Source organism: Galactobacter caseinivorans (genome assembly GCF_003640665.1).
Lineage (GTDB): Bacteria > Actinomycetota > Actinomycetes > Actinomycetales > Micrococcaceae > Galactobacter > Galactobacter caseinivorans.
In genome coordinates this window covers 705,936-720,679 of record NZ_QQXL01000001.1, presented here as the reverse complement: position 1 = coordinate 720,679, position 14,744 = coordinate 705,936, and the positions used below count along the sequence as shown (strand labels likewise).

Below are 14,744 nucleotides of genomic sequence, written 5' to 3'. Positions count from 1 at the left end.
AGCAATGAGCGGCTTAGTTACCCTGTCGTGACGCTTTCTTCATGCTCGCAATGGCATAAAGGATGCCGAAGAGCAGCAGGGCGATACCGGACGCAAAGGTAACCCAGAGCGCGTCACGGTGCCCACCGGCGTCGGCCACCATTCCGCCAGCCCAGTTGCCGATCGAGGTGCCCAGGGTGATGCCGGCGCTCAGGAGCGTCATGACAAAGCCCAAACGGTGGGAGGGTGTGCGCGCGCCGGCGGCGCTGAAGATGGTCACCAGCACCGGGCCAATCGGGGCACCAACCAGCAGCAGCACCACGGCAAAGTGCCACGGCACGGCCGCCAGCCAGAGCAGGCAGAGCATGGGCACCAAAACGATGGCACACGCCACCCAGCGACGCGCCGGGCTCCAGCGTTGGGGCCAACGGGAGACGCTCAGTGCCGCGGCGCCTGAGGTGAGCCCGAGCGTCGCGTAGATGAGGCCGCCGCTGCCGGGGTGGCCGGTCTCGTCCGCGAACACGGTGGCCACGGTGGCCAGCGAGCCAAAGATGGAGCCGATGCTGAGCATGCCAAGCAAGAGCACGCCGATGAGAGCCCACGGCACCCCGGCAGCGCGGGCGGCGGCGGCCTGCTTGGCGTGATCTGACGGCGCGGAGTCCGCCCCGGCCTCTGCGGCAGGACCGGCCTCTGCTGCAGGACCGGCCTTGGCGCGGCGCACTGGAGCGGCAAGCGCGGAGCGCGAATGCAGGGCAAACCATGGCACAAACACGATCGTGAGGGCCAGCGCCACCCACAGTGGCACGGCGGGCCCAAAGGCCGCGGCGATGATGCCCACCGCCGCTGGACCCAGCACAAAGCTCATCTCATCCACCGTGGACTCGTAGCCCTGAGCGGCGTCCAGCGTCTTCAGGTCTCCGCCGGGACCGGCAAGCCGAATGATCCAACGCACGCGGGTCATGGGCCCGGCCTGCGGGACCACCACACCGGCCACCAGGGCCGCAGCCATGAGCTGGAAGTCCAGGGTCAAGCCGCCCTCACGCGGCGCGCCGGCCACAAGAAGCCAGAGCAGTCCCGCGGAGTACAGCACCGTGGAGGTGAGTAGGGTGACGCGCTGCCCCCAGCGATCAGAGGCGGCTCCGGAGAGCGGCGCGCCAACGGCCACGCCAATGCCGGCCAGCGCCGCGACGGCGCCCGCGGTGGTGAAGTCAGCCGCGGAGGAGACGATGTAGGTGAGCGCGCCGATGACCAGCATGGACAGCGGCAGGCGGGCGAGTGCGGAGACCGGGAAGTACGCGGGGCCGACCACGGCCGCCATGGCCTTGAGGCCGGTGGGCGCCGGGCTGGTGTCCTGCTTTTGGGCGTTACTAGAAGACGAAGTCTTGGGGTTCACGGATGACCTCCGGGACTGGCTTGTCCGTGAAGGTACGGCGAAGCCTGCGCACGACGTCCCTGCCTCCCGTCGTGCCGAACCCTTGGTAGACCAAACCAGTCTAGTCGCTCTCTCCCACACCCACCACCTGCGCTGTGGATCCCTGCCGGGTCTTGCTCACACGCACCTGCGCTGGGATGCGAGAGCCCAGCTCGGCGACGTGGGAGACCACCCCCACCAGGCGCCCTCCACGGCGCAGCTGATCCAGGCCATCCAGCACCAGCTCCAACGTTTCCGGGTCCAGCGTGCCAAAGCCCTCGTCAACAAAGAGAGTCTCCACGTCCACTCCCCCAGACTCCTCTTGCACCACATCCGCCAGGCCAAGCGCCAGCGCAAGGGAGGCCATGAAGCTCTCCCCGCCGGACAGCGTCTGGGGGGCGCGCTGCACGCCGGTCCAGGAGTCCTCCACAGCCAGCCCCAGCCCGGACTTGCGGTTTCCGCTCTTGGCGTCCACGTGTACCAGTCGGTAGCGGCCATCACTCATGGCGTCCAGGCGGTGCGTCGCGGCCTCGGCAACGGATTCCAGCCGCGCGGCCAGAACGTACGTGGGCAATGACATGTTCAGCTGATTCTCGCCGTTCCCCGCCAGCACATCCGCGATGGCAGCGGCGGTCTGACTCTTGCGCAGCAGCGGCCCCACCTCCAGGTCAAGGCGCGCCACCTGCTGGGCTTGACGCTCAATGTCTTGGTGCACCGCGCGCACCAGCCCCAGTGCGGTCGCGGCTTCATCGCTGGCCTTGGCCGCCTGCACGGCGGCGGCGGCGAGGTCGGCCAGCGCTTCGTCATGTGGCACCACCACCCCGCCCTGATCCGCCAGCCTGGCGCGCTTCAGGGGCTCCGTGGCCTCCAGTTCCTGCAACTTGGCCCGTTCCCCGGCCACGGCGCGGACCCGAGCGGCCACCACGTCCGCCTGCTGCTGCGGCAGCACCGCCTGGGCCGCGGCCTCCGCACTCATCCCCGCCCGCTCCAGTGCCTCCTGCGCGCGCTGAGCGGCCGTGGCGGCTTGGACCCGGGCGGAGGCAACAAGGCTCCATGCCTCGCGGGCAGCACCCAACGCCGTGAGCCAGGTGCCGATGGCGGCGCGCCTACTCGGGAGGTCCTGATGCCCGGCAGCGGCCTCTTGCGCCAGCTGCTCGGCCTCAGACACGGCCGCTTGAGCTTGCTCCAGCTCCGCTTCGAGGCCGAGGAGGGCCTCATCCTTGGCCTGCGCCGCCGCGGTTGCGGCCGCGTGCAGTTTCTGGGCCTCCTCCGCGTGGAGGGTGGCGGCCCGATGCGCCTGTTGCTGCGCCGCGGACTCCGCGCGGCGTGCGGCCACGGCCTGACTCTGCGCCTGCGCGGTCTCTGGGGTGAAACCCTGCGCGGCGGCGCTGGCCTCCGCGTGGGCGGCTTGGGCGGCCGAGACCGCGGTGAGGCGCGCCTCCCGCTGCTCCCTCGCCCCGGCCAGTGCGACCTCGGCTGCCTTGAGCGTCTGCTCCGCCAACTGCACCGGCAGGCTCTCCTGCGTGGTGGCGGGCTCCGGGTGATCCGGCGAACCACAGACAGGACACGGCTGAGCGTCCACGAGTTCCGCGGCAAGCACCGCCACGAGCGCGCCGGAACGAGCCTCGCGGACCCGATCCAGCTCACGCTCGGCCTCACCCAGCGCCGCGGCGGCACCGGCGGCTGCCTCCTCGGCCTTCCCCACGGCGTGCTGCGCCTTCTGGGCTCGTTCCGCCGCCCCGTGCAGTGCCACAGCTCGTTCGTGTTCTGCGTCCCAGGACTCGGGGGCCTGCAGCGGGGCCGGGGCCTTGGCCGCTGCGTCCACCGCAGTTGCCAGGCCCTGCTCCGCCTTCGCCACGGCGTCACGCGCCGCTTGGGCCGCGATCCGAGCCTTGTCCGCGGCGGCGGCACGCTGCTGCGCGTGCTTGCGCGCGCTGGCGGCCAGGTGCTCGGCCTTGAGGGCCTGCGCGGCGGACTCAGCGGCCGCCTCAGCGGTCGCGATCCATTCCAGGGTCGCGCCGACCCTTGGCGCATCGCGCTCGGCGGCCTCCTCGGCGGACTGGTCCAGATACGCGTTCCAGTCCTCCGCGCTGATCCCCTCCGCCGTGAGGGTGTTCAGTGGCACGGCCCTCAGGCTGGCGAGCCGTTCGTGGCCGCCGTCCACCGCGCGTTCCAGGGTCTTCTTGCCCGACGCCGCGGCGTCCAGTTCCGAACGCACGGCCACGCCGCGCTGGTGCAGGGAAAGGCGCGCCTCGTCCGCGTCAGCGGCCGTGCGACCCGCCTCCAGCGCCTCGTGACGCCTGAGCCATTGAGCCAACTGCGCGGCGTCGGACACGCGTTGCGCGCCCTCATCCGAGGCGACCCGCGCGGTGGTCGAGAGCTCCCTGCGCTCCCGGAGCAGCGCCTCCGCCTGATCAACACCATGCTGCGCATGACGGCCCAGCCGCTCAAACCAGTCCGGATCGCCGGGCCGTTCCGCCGCGTCTGCAGCATCTACCGAGCCCGCCGAGTCTCCTGGGGCGGCCGGTACTTCCCGCTGCGTCGGCTCGCTCTGGGCGCCCGCTTGCTCACGCAGCGGTTCCCGCCCGACCTCCAGGATGTGCTCCCCGAAGTGCGCCGCCACATTCCCGGCCAGCTGCGCCACCATGGCCTGGCGGGCCTGGCCGCGCGCGCCCACCTGCTCCGCCAACTCCTTCTTCCTGGCTTGCGCCTGCTCCACCGTGGTGTCAAAGAGTGCGGTGTCAAAGAGGCGCTTGAGCAGCTTCTCCCTGTCCGCATCGGTGGAGCGAAGGAACGCGGCGAACTCGCCTTGGGGCAGCATGGCCACACGCGTGAACTGGTGCACGTCCATACCGAGGACCGCACCCACCAGCTGGCCCACCTCATCCAGGCGGGAGCTGAGCGCATTCCACGCCTGCCCATCCCATTCGGCCACCAAGGCCTTGGCCATGGCCCGCGTGGAACCGGTGCCGCGTTTCTTGGGGCGTTCCCATTCCGGGCTGCGGGTCACGCGCAGCCGGCGCCCGCGCACGGAGAACTCCACCTCCACCTCGGGGGCCACCTCCGGCTGCGCGTAGTCGCTGCGGATCCGCTTCTCCGACCCTGCCCGCACCCCAGGCAACCTGCCGTACAAACCAAAGCACACGGCGTCGAGCAGGCTGGTCTTGCCAGACCCCGTCTCGCCGCGCAGCAGAAACAAACCGGCTCCGCTGAGTGCGTCAAAATCGATGGACTCGCGGCCTGGGAAGGGCCCAAACGCCGTCAAATCAAGCCGATGCAGTCTCATCGTTGCCCCTCCGTCTGGCCCACGCCGGCGCCGTGCACCAACTCCGTGAGCAACGCCGTTTCCTCCGTGTCCGCGCCGCGCCCGCGCACGTGATCAACAAAGCCAAGGGCCACCTCGGTGGGATCCTGCGCCTGGCGCAGCCGGTCCCGGTAACCAAGCCGCTCCTTGGGTGGGGCGCCCTGTGGGTCAAAGAGCAGCACCAGCGCATGGGGGAAACGCTCGCGCAAACGTTCCATGGGGCGGGCGGGCCGTTCTGCATCAGTCAGCGTGAACTGGCACCAGGCCTGGGTTGCGTCCTCCAGGCTCGGGTCCTCCAGGAGTTCCTCCAGTCTGCCGCGAAGGCGGCGCAGGGCGCGGGGCGGATCCCAAGCCAGCTCCGTGATCACCACTGGCTCCCCGGGTTCCACGTCCACCAGCAGGCCCACCTTCTGCTGTTCCGCCTCGGAAAAGGAATACGGCAGCGGTGAGCCGGAATAGCGGACCGTGGGCAGCGGAGCCTGGGCCCCATGCAGGTGCCCAAGCGCGGCGTAATCAACCCCGCCAAACACCGTGGCCGGCACCCGATCCAGCTCGCCAACGGCCAACGGACGCTCGCTCTCACTCTCCTCGCCGCCCGCCGCAAACAGGTGCGCAAGCACCACGGTTCTCTGCGGCCGCCCACGCTCACTCTCGCGGCGTTGCGCGTCCTTGGAGAGTGCACCCACCGCGGCCCTGATCACGGGCTCGTGGCCCGCGCCGGGCTGCAAGCCCAACTGCTCCGCCACCAAGCGCGGCTCAAGATAGGGAATGCCGTACACGAGCACATCCTCCGCGTCCCCGGGGAACACCACGGGCCGCTCCACCTCGGAGACCGCCGTACGCAGGTGCACCCCGGCGCCCTCCATCAGCGCCCCGCCGAATCCCAGCCGAACGGCCGAATCGTGATTGCCGCTGGTGATGATGACCGCCGCACCCGCCGCGACGATCCGCGCAAGCGTGCGGTCAAAGAGTTGAACCACATCCACGGCGGGCAGCGCGCGGTCGTACACGTCCCCGGCCAGCAGGACCGCGTCCACCCCGTGCTCCACGACGGCGTCAACGATCCGGTCCATGGCCTGAGCCTGTTCCGCCAACAGCGAGGAGCCATGGAAGGTGCGGCCAAGGTGCCAATCGGAGGTGTGCAAGAAACGCATGAGGACAGCGTAGTGATAGCCCCCGACAGTCTGCGCGGCGGCATGGGTGCGGCGTCGACGCGGGGGCGGCGGGGGGCGGCGCGGCGGGCCACACCGGACTAAGCTGGCGGGCGTGAATGACCCTCAGGCCAAGGCCACCCCCTCGTCCCCGACTGAACTGGCGCAGCATCAGGTGGATCAGAACGAGCTGGCGCAGAGCGAGCGCGTGCTTGGCGCCCTGCGCGGCACGGCCATCGCGTCCTCGCTGGCGCGGGCGGCCTCCGGGCAGGACCCGCAAGGACCCGGCTCCGAATCGGCGCTGCAGCTCTTCATCTTGGACGGCCTCATGGACGCCATCGAATGGGCGCGCGCCGGGGTGGGCGCGGACGACACCGCGTGCCTGTGGCTCGGCGCCCTGCGGTGGGTCAAGGCCGCGCAGGGCCAGGTGCCCGACGGCGCCCCGGAGCCTCCCACACGCTGGATCAGTGCCGCGATCGGTTCCTTGGACGGCGCAACGGGTGGGGACCCCCAGAACCTGGCCGGGCTGCAGTCCCCGGAAATGAGCCAGCCGCGGCGCCCGTGGAATCGGCGGGCGGCCACCGTTCCCGAGCTGGCCTCCACCGACGGCCCCGGCGTCCTGGCCCGCGCCGCCGCGCTTGGCCTGTTGGAGTATGCCGAAGAGGCCGATGTGCGCCGCCTCGCCAGCTCCGCGGCGGCCTTCTCACACGGCTCCCCCTCAGCACATGACGCGGCTGCGGACGCCGCCTCCGTCATGTACTCCGTGCACCAGGGCGTCTGGGCCGTTCGCGGCGCGCTCTCTGCCATTCTTGGCCGCGACTGCGAGCCGGAATCCGGTTCACGCACAGCATTGCGCCGCGCGCTGGAATCCGTGGGCACCGTCCTGGGAGACCTGGACGGAGGAAGCGAACTCCACCCGGAGCGGGCTTGGGAGGCTGTCACCCGGCTGACCGCCAACGCGGACGAGGGTGCGGCCATCTACGCCGGCGCCCTGGTTGGCGCGCTCATCGGCGCGGCGCATCTGCCCGCTCACTCGTTGCGGGAGGACCAGGCCGTCACGGAGATGGCCCAGCGCTACCTGGACGCGGTGCGCTAGAGCTGTCGCAGCGCAACTGCCCGTCAGCGGCCTGCTGGCCAGCTGCCGCCCACCATCTGGAGGAACTCCGCCTCTGAGACGATTTCCACGCGGCGTCCCTGTTCGCGCAGGGCCATGACGTGGCGCGCCTTGCGTGTGAGCCGGCCGCTGGTCAGGTCCTCTGGCACAAAGCCGTCCCCGACCACCAACACGCTGGTGGCGCGGGTGACCCTGTCCGCTGTGCGGCCACCCACCGAGGCGGCACGCTGCTTGGCCTCGGGACGCGGAATGCCCAGGTCGCCGGTGAAGACGATGACCTCGCCGTGCAATGGATTGGCCGGGTCCGCCGCCGGATTGGGGTCCAGATTCACTCCCTCTGAGGGCCACGGTGCGCCCGGCTGCTGCGGAAGAACGTGCCCGGCCGCCCGCCAGCCGCGCGCGTCCACGAGCTCCTTGCACTCCGGGTCCCCGGGCGCAAAGGCGGGCAGGTGCCCCAGGCCAAGCCCGAGGTGAGAGACCAGTTCCGGGACGGAGGCCTTCTCCGCCCGTCGCGCGGCGTCGATCGCGATGTGGGCGCACGCCTCCGCATCGGCGAGGGCGTTGTGGTGTGTGGTGAGCTCAAAGCCGGCGGCCGCCGCGGCAAAGGGCAGAGAGTAGGAGGCCAGGTCGTAGGTGCGCCGGGCCATCTTCACCGTGCACGCGTAGTCAATCCCGCCGCCGCCCACACCGGAGGCCTGCAATCCCGCGCGGATCACGCCCAGGTCAAAGGCCGCGTTGTGGGCCACCAGGACGTCGTTGCCAACAAAGTCACGCAGGCGCGGATAGCTCTGCGCAAAACGCGGCTCGCCGCTGACCTCGTCTGGGTGTATCCCATGAATTTGCACATTGCGAGCATCGAAGTGGTCAAAGCCCTCCGGGGGCCGCATGAGCCAATAATCGCGGTCTACCACGGAACCATCGCGAACTTTAATGAGACCCACGGAACACGGTGATCCCCTGAAGCCATTGGCGGTCTCAAAATCTATCGCCGTAAAGTCAACCGCCACGAGTCCGATCCTACAACGCCGGTCTGACACCAGTAGAATGGCCTCATGCTTCCCTCTCTGACGACCACGTTCGCCGGCTCGATCGAAGCCTTTTCCTCCTGGGTCACTGCCCTTCCTGTGGGTGCTGCATTCCTCCCGGATTGGCTCAACCCTGCTGTCTTTCTCGATAATCCCGCGCTTGGCCCGTGGGTGATCCTGCTGATCGCGGGCATCATCTTCGCCGAAACCGGGTTGCTGGTGGGCTTTTTCCTGCCGGGCGATTCCATGCTGTTCACGGCCGGAATGCTGATGGCCACCGGGGTGATTCACTTCAACCTGTGGGCGGCAATCCTGATTATTGTTGTCGCGGCAATCATTGGCAATCAGTGCGGCTATCTGATCGGTTCCAAGGCCGGGCCTGCCATCTTCAACAAGCCCGATTCCAAGATCTTCAAGCGCGAACATGTGGAGAAGGCGCACGTCTTCTTTGAGCGCCACGGCGGCAAGGCCCTGATCCTGGCGCGTTTTGTGCCGATCGTGCGCACCTTTGTCCCCGTGATCATCGGCGTGGCCGGCATGAACAAGGCCAAGTACTTCCTTTACAACGTCATCGGCGCCGTGCTCTGGGGCGGCGGCGTGACGCTGCTCGGCGTGTGGTTGGGCCAGTTCGAATGGGTCGGCAAGAACATCGACATCATCTTCCTGGCCATCGTCCTTGTCTCCGTGCTGCCGATCATCATCGAGGTCATCAAGGCCCGTTCGGAGTCCAAGAAGAACAAGAAGCTGGCCCAGGGCTAAGCTCCGGCTCTCGCGTGGGTCGGCCCGGCAGGCCTATCGCTCCCAAGCAGGCCACAAGGCCGCTCCACGTCGATAAGCCCGCTTCGATCGAGAACCCACGCACGACGACGCCTCGGTCACCTCCACGGTGACCGAGGCGTCCCCACGCCCACAGTCGAGCGACGGGCGACGTCGCGCGGCCAAGGCGACCGGGCGTCGTCGGGCACACCGCCGGGTCAAGCAGGCCTATCGCTCCCAAGCAGGCTTCAAGGCCGCTTCACGTCGATAAGCCCGCTCCCGCCCCGGACCCGCCAAAAACCAAGCAGGCTTATTGCTCCCAAGCAGGGTTCAAGGCCGCTTCACGTCGATAAGCCCGCTTCGATCGGGAACCCTACGCACGACGACGCCTCGGTCACCTCCACGGTGACCGAGGCGTCCCCACGCCCACAGTCGAGCGACGGGCGGCCAGCGAGGCCAAGGCGACCGGGCGCCGTCGAGCAGGCGGCCGGACCAAGCGGGCCTATCGCTCCCAAGCAGGCCACAAGGCCGCTCCGCGTCGATAAGCCCGCTTCGCACAGGGCCGCCCCCATGAAAAGCTAGACGCGCTCCGCGAGCAGGCGAACCAGGTCCGGGATCAACGCTCGGAAGGCCTTGCCGCGGTGGCTGATCGCGTTCTTCTCCGCGGCGGTGAGTTCCGCGCAGGACCGCGTCTCCCCCTCCGGCAGCAGGATCGGGTCGTAGCCAAAGCCGCCGGCACCGCGGGGCTCGCGCAGCAACGTACCGCTCAGCTCGCCCATGTGCACGCGGTCCTCGCCGCCGGGCACAGCCACGGCGGCGGCGCAGACGAATCCGGCGCGGCGGTGCTCGGGGTCTTCGATATCCCCCAGTTGCGCCAGGAGCAGGTCCAGATTGGCCTGATCGTCGCCGTGCTTGCCTGCCCAACGTGCTGAGAGGAATCCCGGGGCACCGCCCAACACATCAACGGCCAAACCCGAATCGTCCGCCACCGCGATGAGCCCGGTGTGCTCGGCGACCTCGCGAGCCTTGAGCAGCGCGTTCTCCTGGAACGTCACGCCGGTCTCGCGCACATCGGGGGCGCCAACGGCCCCCGCGTCCACGACCTGCGTGTTCACGTCCAAACCCGGCACAGCGCCGTCCAGCAGCGCCCGCAGTTCCGAGAGCTTGCCCTGATTGTGCGTGGCCAGGACCAGTAGCGGCTGACTCACGCGTCCCAGCCCAAGGCAGAGCGCTGGATGGTGGCCAGTTCCAGGTTGCCCGCCAGCGCCAGGTCCAGAAGCTGATCCAGCTCGGAGCGCACAAACGGTGCTCCCTCGGCGGTTCCCTGCACCTCAACAAAGGCGCCGGCCCCGGTGACGACCACGTTCATATCGGTCTCCGCACGCACGTCTTCCACGTAGGGAAGATCCAGCATGGGGACGCCGTCAATGATGCCGACGGAGATCGCGGAGACCGTGTCCGTCAGGACCTTGGCATCCTTGCGCACCAGCTTCTCGCCGCGAGCCCACGTCACGGCATCCGCCAGCGCCACAAACGCGCCGGTGATGGCCGCTGTGCGGGTGCCGCCGTCCGCCTGGAGCACGTCGCAGTCCAACACAATCGTGTTCTCGCCCAAAGCCTTGGTGTCGATGATGGAGCGCAGGCTGCGACCGATCAGCCGGGAGATCTCGTGCGTGCGGCCGCCGATCTTGCCCTTCACGGCCTCGCGCTGATTGCGGGTGTTGGTGGCGCGCGGAAGCATGGCGTACTCGGCGGTGACCCAGCCCTTGCCCTCTCCCTTAAGCCAGCGCGGCACGCCCTCGGTGAAGGAGGCCGTGCACAGCACGCGGGTGTTGCCGAACTCGATCAGGGCCGAGCCCTCGGCCTGCGTGGTCCACCCACGGGTGATGGTGATGGGACGCAGCTGTTCAGGGGTGCGCCCGTCGGCGCGCAAGATGGGAGTGCTCATGCCTTCCATCGTAATGGGGACACCGGGCCTCAGCCCTCAGGACGACTCCCGAACGGCGTTCGCCAAGCGGCCCCCAATCAGCTCGTTACAGGACAGAGATCTTATCCACGTAGAACAGGGGCACCGTGGTGTTTCCACCGACCTGCGTATCGTATGAGTACGACCCCATGGACGTCACGTAGATCTTGACGATGTCGTCGGTTACCACGTCGTCCAAGTACTTGCACTCGGTATCGGCGTCTCCGGCCACGAACATTGCGTTGTGCTCGTAGTCGTACGAGCTCGACATCCGACGCTGCGAAACACTTGCACGGAAAGTGCATTCCCCTGTGGCAGCGTCAAATTGAGTCACCTGTGCATAGAGCACGAAAGACTTTCCCTTGCTCCCGTCTGGCCTCTTCACGAGCTTGTTCAGGTTTCTGGATGACACCGTCTTGGCAGACTTGATGCGTTCCTTACGAGACTTCGTGCTGACATCCGCGAGCCCATCATCACCTGCTGGAGCGGCCTTCGTCTTGACGGGCTCTTGACTTTCCGTCGGACTTGCCGTCGTGGAGGACGCAATCGGCGCCGTCGAAGTCGGAGCCGTCGTGGTGATCGTCGAACTCGGTGAGCTACTCGCGACTGCAGATGCGGAAGTGCTCTCAACCGCACCGGCAGAAGATGGGGCAACCGCCTGCGTTGTCGATGCTGGCGCGGATCCCCCTGAACATCCGGCCAGAAGGACCATGGCAGCGATCGAGAATGCAGCCACGGTGCCGCGCCTTCGCTGAACAGTATTGACCGCCATTATTTCCCCCACGAGTTATCGGTGTTGATCCTGCAGACCAGCACCAACCGCCGATCCAAAAAAGATCTTACCCTCGAAGGTTAATAGCCAGTAACCAAACACTGTTTGTTTCGTTTGATCGCGGCATTCATTTCATAGAATCAATATTGATTATCCGCCTAGAGAACTCCTTGACGGACACCGGGCCTCAGCCCTGCCCCGGCACCTCGTGGCGCTGCCCGCCGGCCTTGCGGATGGCCTCCGTCAGCGAAACCGGGATGCGGGACATGGAATTGGTCTTCGGCTCGGAGAGCCTGTCCCCCGAGCGCACGCCGTAGGTGACGCCGGCGACGGCCACGGCCAGTTCGCCCTCGTACTCATCCCGCGCCTCCTGCAGCACCACCGAGGAGTCCGTCCACACCGGAATGTGGGTCAGGAGCATGCGGTGGACGCCGGCCTCTCGCGCGGCCTCGCCGGCGCGCTTGCCGGTCAGGTGTACGCCGTCCAGCCCGTCATCGCGCCCCTCCTGGAAGGCCGCCTCGCACAGGAACAGGTCCGCGTCCCGCGCGGCCTCCACCAGTCCGTCGCAGGAATCCGTGTCGCCTGAATAGGTGAGCACGCTGGTTTTGGTTTCCCCGTAGAGCTTCTCCGTGGCCTCAACGCGCAGGGCGAAGGCCTCTTCCACCGGATGGCGCACGTCGTACGGCGTGACTTTAAACGGCCCCACCTTGACCGTCTCGCCGTTCTTGAACGCGCGGAAGTCAAAGTCCTCCGTCATGCCAGGGTCCCGGGGCAGCCCGTACGCATCCGCCATGCGGTCCCCCGTCATGGACGGCCCATACACCAGCACGCGGTCACGGCCCCAGCCCGCGGGGTCCCAGTGCACGGCGACGTGCAGCCCGCACAGATCCATGCAGTGATCCGGGTGCAGGTGGGAGATGAAGATGGCGTCGATGTCCTTCAGGTCCATGTAGCGCTGCAGCACGCCAAGCGAACCCGAGCCAAGGTCCATGAGCACGCGCCAGGGGCGGGTGCCGTCGTGGCCCGTGAGCAGGTAGCAGGACGCGGGCGAGCCCGGGCCCGGGAAGGATCCGGTAGAGCCGATGATGGTCAGTTTCACCTGGGTGCCTCCTGGGCGCGCGCCGCGGCGAGCATCTCTGGGGTGATGCGGGCCATGGCGCCCGTTGGATAGTACTGGGCCACGCGGTCCACGTGCTCAACGCCGCGCACCTCCGGGCCAAGGAAACGCCGGGCCAGTTCCTCAAAGGCCGCGGCGTCACCCGTGGCCATGAAGTGATGGTCCCCGGCGCCCAATTCCGGGGTTTCCAGCCCCAGCAGGGCCAGCGATCTGTAGACGTCCTTGGCGGTCTCCTCCGCGGAGGACACCAGGGTGACGTTCTCTCCCATGACCAACGACAGCACGCCGGTCAGCAGGGGGTAATGGGTGCAGCCAAGGACCAGGGTGTCCACGCCGGCCGCCTTGAGCGGGGCCAAGTACTCCTCCGCGGTCGCGATCAGCTCAGGTCCGGAAGTGATGCCGCGCTCCACAAACTCCACAAAACGCGGGCAGGCCGCGGAGTAAATTTCCAACTGCGGAGCGGCGGCAAAGGCGTCGTTGTACGCCCTTGACCCGATGGTGGTCTGGGTCCCGATCACGCCGATCTTGCCGTTGCGCGTCGCTGCCACTGCGCGGCGCACAGCGGGCTGGATGACCTCAACCACCGGGATGCCGTAGCGGGTGGTGTAGCGCTCCCTGGCGTCGTGCAGCACCGCGGCGGAGGCGGTATTGCAGGCGATCACCAACAGCTTGACCCCGGCGTCCACCAGCTCATCCATGATGCCAAGCGCGTTGGCGCGCACGGTCGCCAGCGGCAGCGGGCCGTACGGGCCGCGCCCCGTGTCCCCCACGTACTGCGTGGACTCGTGCGGCAGCTGATCAATGATGGAACGGGCCACCGTGAGCCCTCCCACGCCGGAATCAAACACGCCGATGGGCGAGCCGGCCTGCGGGCGCGGCTCCGGAGCCGGGTTCTGCGCGCGATGCGCGGGATGAGTAGCGCTCATGGTCCTTGATCTGCTGGCGGGTCGGTGGGTGCGGGTCGGTGGGTGCGGGCGGTTGGTCGGATCGCTTGGTCGGGCCGCTTGCCCGGTCGGTTGCCGGAGGAGCGGTCTGAGCGGCGAAGAGCCTCAGCGCCGTTTCAGCAGCGCGGTCATCAAAGACTCCTGAAGCCAGGAAACAAAGCCATAGAGCAATGCTAGATACCGATCCATTTCATCCTCGGAATCCTCGGCGCCATGAATCCGCTCCGCATCCTCAGCCGTCTCAATACCTAGACGCTCGGCAAGCACCAGCCGAATGTCATTGAGCGCTGAGGCAAAACGCGGCGCAGAGTCCGCAGGGACCTTCAGCGGGTGCGCGGTCAACAGCCGCACCGCCTCCGCGAGCGCCTCGCGCTTACCCTCCACCACCACGGGCTCCGTCAGGGCGCGCAGGCGCTCCGCCTCCCCCTCCGTGGCGTCTGAGGCGGCAATCAGGTCAGGGAGCAGCCGCGCCAGCGCGGGGTCCTCGGGACGTGCCCGACGGCGTTCGCCTCCTGAGGCGCCCGGCATCAGATCCGCGTTGCTCAGGCCCAGAGCCTCCCACCAGCGATCCTCGCCCGCCGGCTCCGCCGCGCTCGAATCCGCAGCGTCCTCGTCAGCCGGCGCCGCCGCGCCGGTGTCAATCTCGGCGTGCGCTGAGCCGGCGTGGCCCGCTAACCCGACCGACGCGTCGTCGGGCAGTTCCTGCTCTTGGACGCGCGAGTCAAGCATCTCCAGCACGTCCGCGGCCAGGTTGGCCACCAAACGCGCCTCGGCCTTGTCCAGCGTGGCGACGTACTCGGCGCCCTGCCGCTTAAAACCGCGCGCCACTAGGCGTCCGCCCGGCGCAGCGTGGCCTGCAGGCCAAAGCCGTGCATCGCCACGACGTCCGCCTCGATGCGCTCCTTGGTCCCGGAGGAGACCATGGCCTGGCCGTCCTCGTGGACCTGGAGCATCAGGGCGTTGGCGTGTTCATCGGAGAAGCCAAAGTAGCTGCGGAACACAAAGGCCACATAAGACATGAGGTTGACCGGGTCGTCCCACACGATCAGCAGATACGGGCGCTCCAGCTCGTGGAGCAGCTCTGTCGCCTCAATCGGTGCGGCGACCGGTGCCGAAGTCGCAACAGTCATAACGTTCAGTCTAAGTCGCCTGACCAACTCTGCGTCCGGGCGGTGACCAGCGACACCCACGCTTGGGTAGTGTGA

13 protein-coding genes are annotated in these 14,744 nt (G+C 68.1%); 2 read left to right on the top strand and 11 right to left on the bottom strand.

Features of this window, described 5'->3' with window-relative positions:
- Window positions 1-13: 13 nt before the first annotated feature.
- The 3 genes from DWQ67_RS03410 to DWQ67_RS03400 form a co-directional block, all read right to left on the bottom strand.
- A complete protein-coding gene (locus DWQ67_RS03410) occupies window positions 14-1,372 on the bottom strand; it encodes an MFS transporter (RefSeq protein WP_147433602.1) in 1,359 nt (452 codons plus the stop codon).
- Between the two features lie 100 nt (window positions 1,373-1,472).
- Entirely contained in the window at window positions 1,473-4,676 is a 3,204-nt protein-coding gene (locus DWQ67_RS03405; RefSeq protein ID WP_121484151.1) for an AAA family ATPase, read from the bottom strand.
- Entirely contained in the window at window positions 4,673-5,848 is a 1,176-nt protein-coding gene (locus tag DWQ67_RS03400) for a metallophosphoesterase family protein (RefSeq protein ID WP_121484150.1), read from the bottom strand. The genes DWQ67_RS03405 and DWQ67_RS03400 overlap by 4 nt, the downstream gene beginning before the upstream one ends.
- 112 nt (window positions 5,849-5,960) lie before the next feature.
- On the opposite strand from DWQ67_RS03400, the gene DWQ67_RS03395 reads away from it, so the two are divergent.
- Window positions 5,961-6,941, top strand: a complete 981-nt coding sequence (locus DWQ67_RS03395) for a hypothetical protein (protein WP_121484149.1) — start codon at window positions 5,961-5,963, stop codon at window positions 6,939-6,941.
- A 23-nt stretch (window positions 6,942-6,964) separates the two neighbouring features.
- On the opposite strand, the gene DWQ67_RS03390 is transcribed toward DWQ67_RS03395, so the two are convergent.
- A complete protein-coding gene (locus tag DWQ67_RS03390; RefSeq protein WP_121484148.1) occupies window positions 6,965-7,966 on the bottom strand; it encodes an exonuclease domain-containing protein in 1,002 nt (333 codons plus the stop codon).
- Window positions 7,967-8,011: 45 nt separating this feature from the next.
- On the opposite strand from DWQ67_RS03390, the gene DWQ67_RS03385 reads away from it, so the two are divergent.
- Window positions 8,012-8,743: a VTT domain-containing protein gene (locus DWQ67_RS03385; RefSeq protein WP_121484147.1), complete on the top strand. Its 732-nt coding sequence runs from the start codon at window positions 8,012-8,014 to the stop codon at window positions 8,741-8,743.
- A 575-nt stretch (window positions 8,744-9,318) separates the two neighbouring features.
- Here the strand turns inward: DWQ67_RS03385 and rdgB are convergent.
- The 7 genes from rdgB to clpS all read right to left on the bottom strand — a co-directional run bounded on the left by rdgB (window position 9,319) and on the right by clpS (window position 14,669).
- Window positions 9,319-9,948 carry an RdgB/HAM1 family non-canonical purine NTP pyrophosphatase gene (gene rdgB / locus DWQ67_RS03380; RefSeq protein WP_233555880.1) on the bottom strand — a complete coding sequence of 210 codons (630 nt, stop codon included), beginning with the start codon at window positions 9,946-9,948 and terminating at the stop codon, window positions 9,319-9,321.
- Window positions 9,945-10,688, bottom strand: a complete 744-nt coding sequence (gene rph / locus DWQ67_RS03375) for a ribonuclease PH (protein WP_407645780.1) — start codon at window positions 10,686-10,688, stop codon at window positions 9,945-9,947. Before rph ends, rdgB begins: the two co-directional genes overlap by 4 nt.
- Window positions 10,689-10,773: 85 nt before the next feature.
- On the bottom strand, window positions 10,774-11,442 hold the full coding sequence (locus DWQ67_RS13590) for a hypothetical protein (RefSeq protein ID WP_147433601.1): 669 nt from the start codon (window positions 11,440-11,442) through the stop codon (window positions 10,774-10,776).
- A 223-nt stretch (window positions 11,443-11,665) separates the two neighbouring features.
- A complete protein-coding gene (locus DWQ67_RS03365; RefSeq protein WP_121484143.1) occupies window positions 11,666-12,577 on the bottom strand; it encodes an MBL fold metallo-hydrolase in 912 nt (303 codons plus the stop codon).
- Complete coding sequence (gene murI / locus DWQ67_RS03360) at window positions 12,574-13,521, bottom strand: glutamate racemase (protein ID WP_121484142.1); 948 nt, start codon at window positions 13,519-13,521, stop codon at window positions 12,574-12,576. Before murI ends, DWQ67_RS03365 begins: the two co-directional genes overlap by 4 nt.
- A 123-nt stretch (window positions 13,522-13,644) precedes the next feature.
- The gene (locus tag DWQ67_RS03355) at window positions 13,645-14,367 is read right to left on the bottom strand and encodes a DUF2017 family protein (RefSeq protein WP_121484141.1); all 723 of its coding nucleotides are present in this window, start codon (window positions 14,365-14,367) and stop codon (window positions 13,645-13,647) included.
- Complete coding sequence (gene clpS / locus DWQ67_RS03350; protein WP_121484140.1) at window positions 14,367-14,669, bottom strand: ATP-dependent Clp protease adapter ClpS; 303 nt, start codon at window positions 14,667-14,669, stop codon at window positions 14,367-14,369. The genes DWQ67_RS03355 and clpS overlap by 1 nt, the downstream gene beginning before the upstream one ends.
- Window positions 14,670-14,744 lie beyond the last annotated feature (75 nt).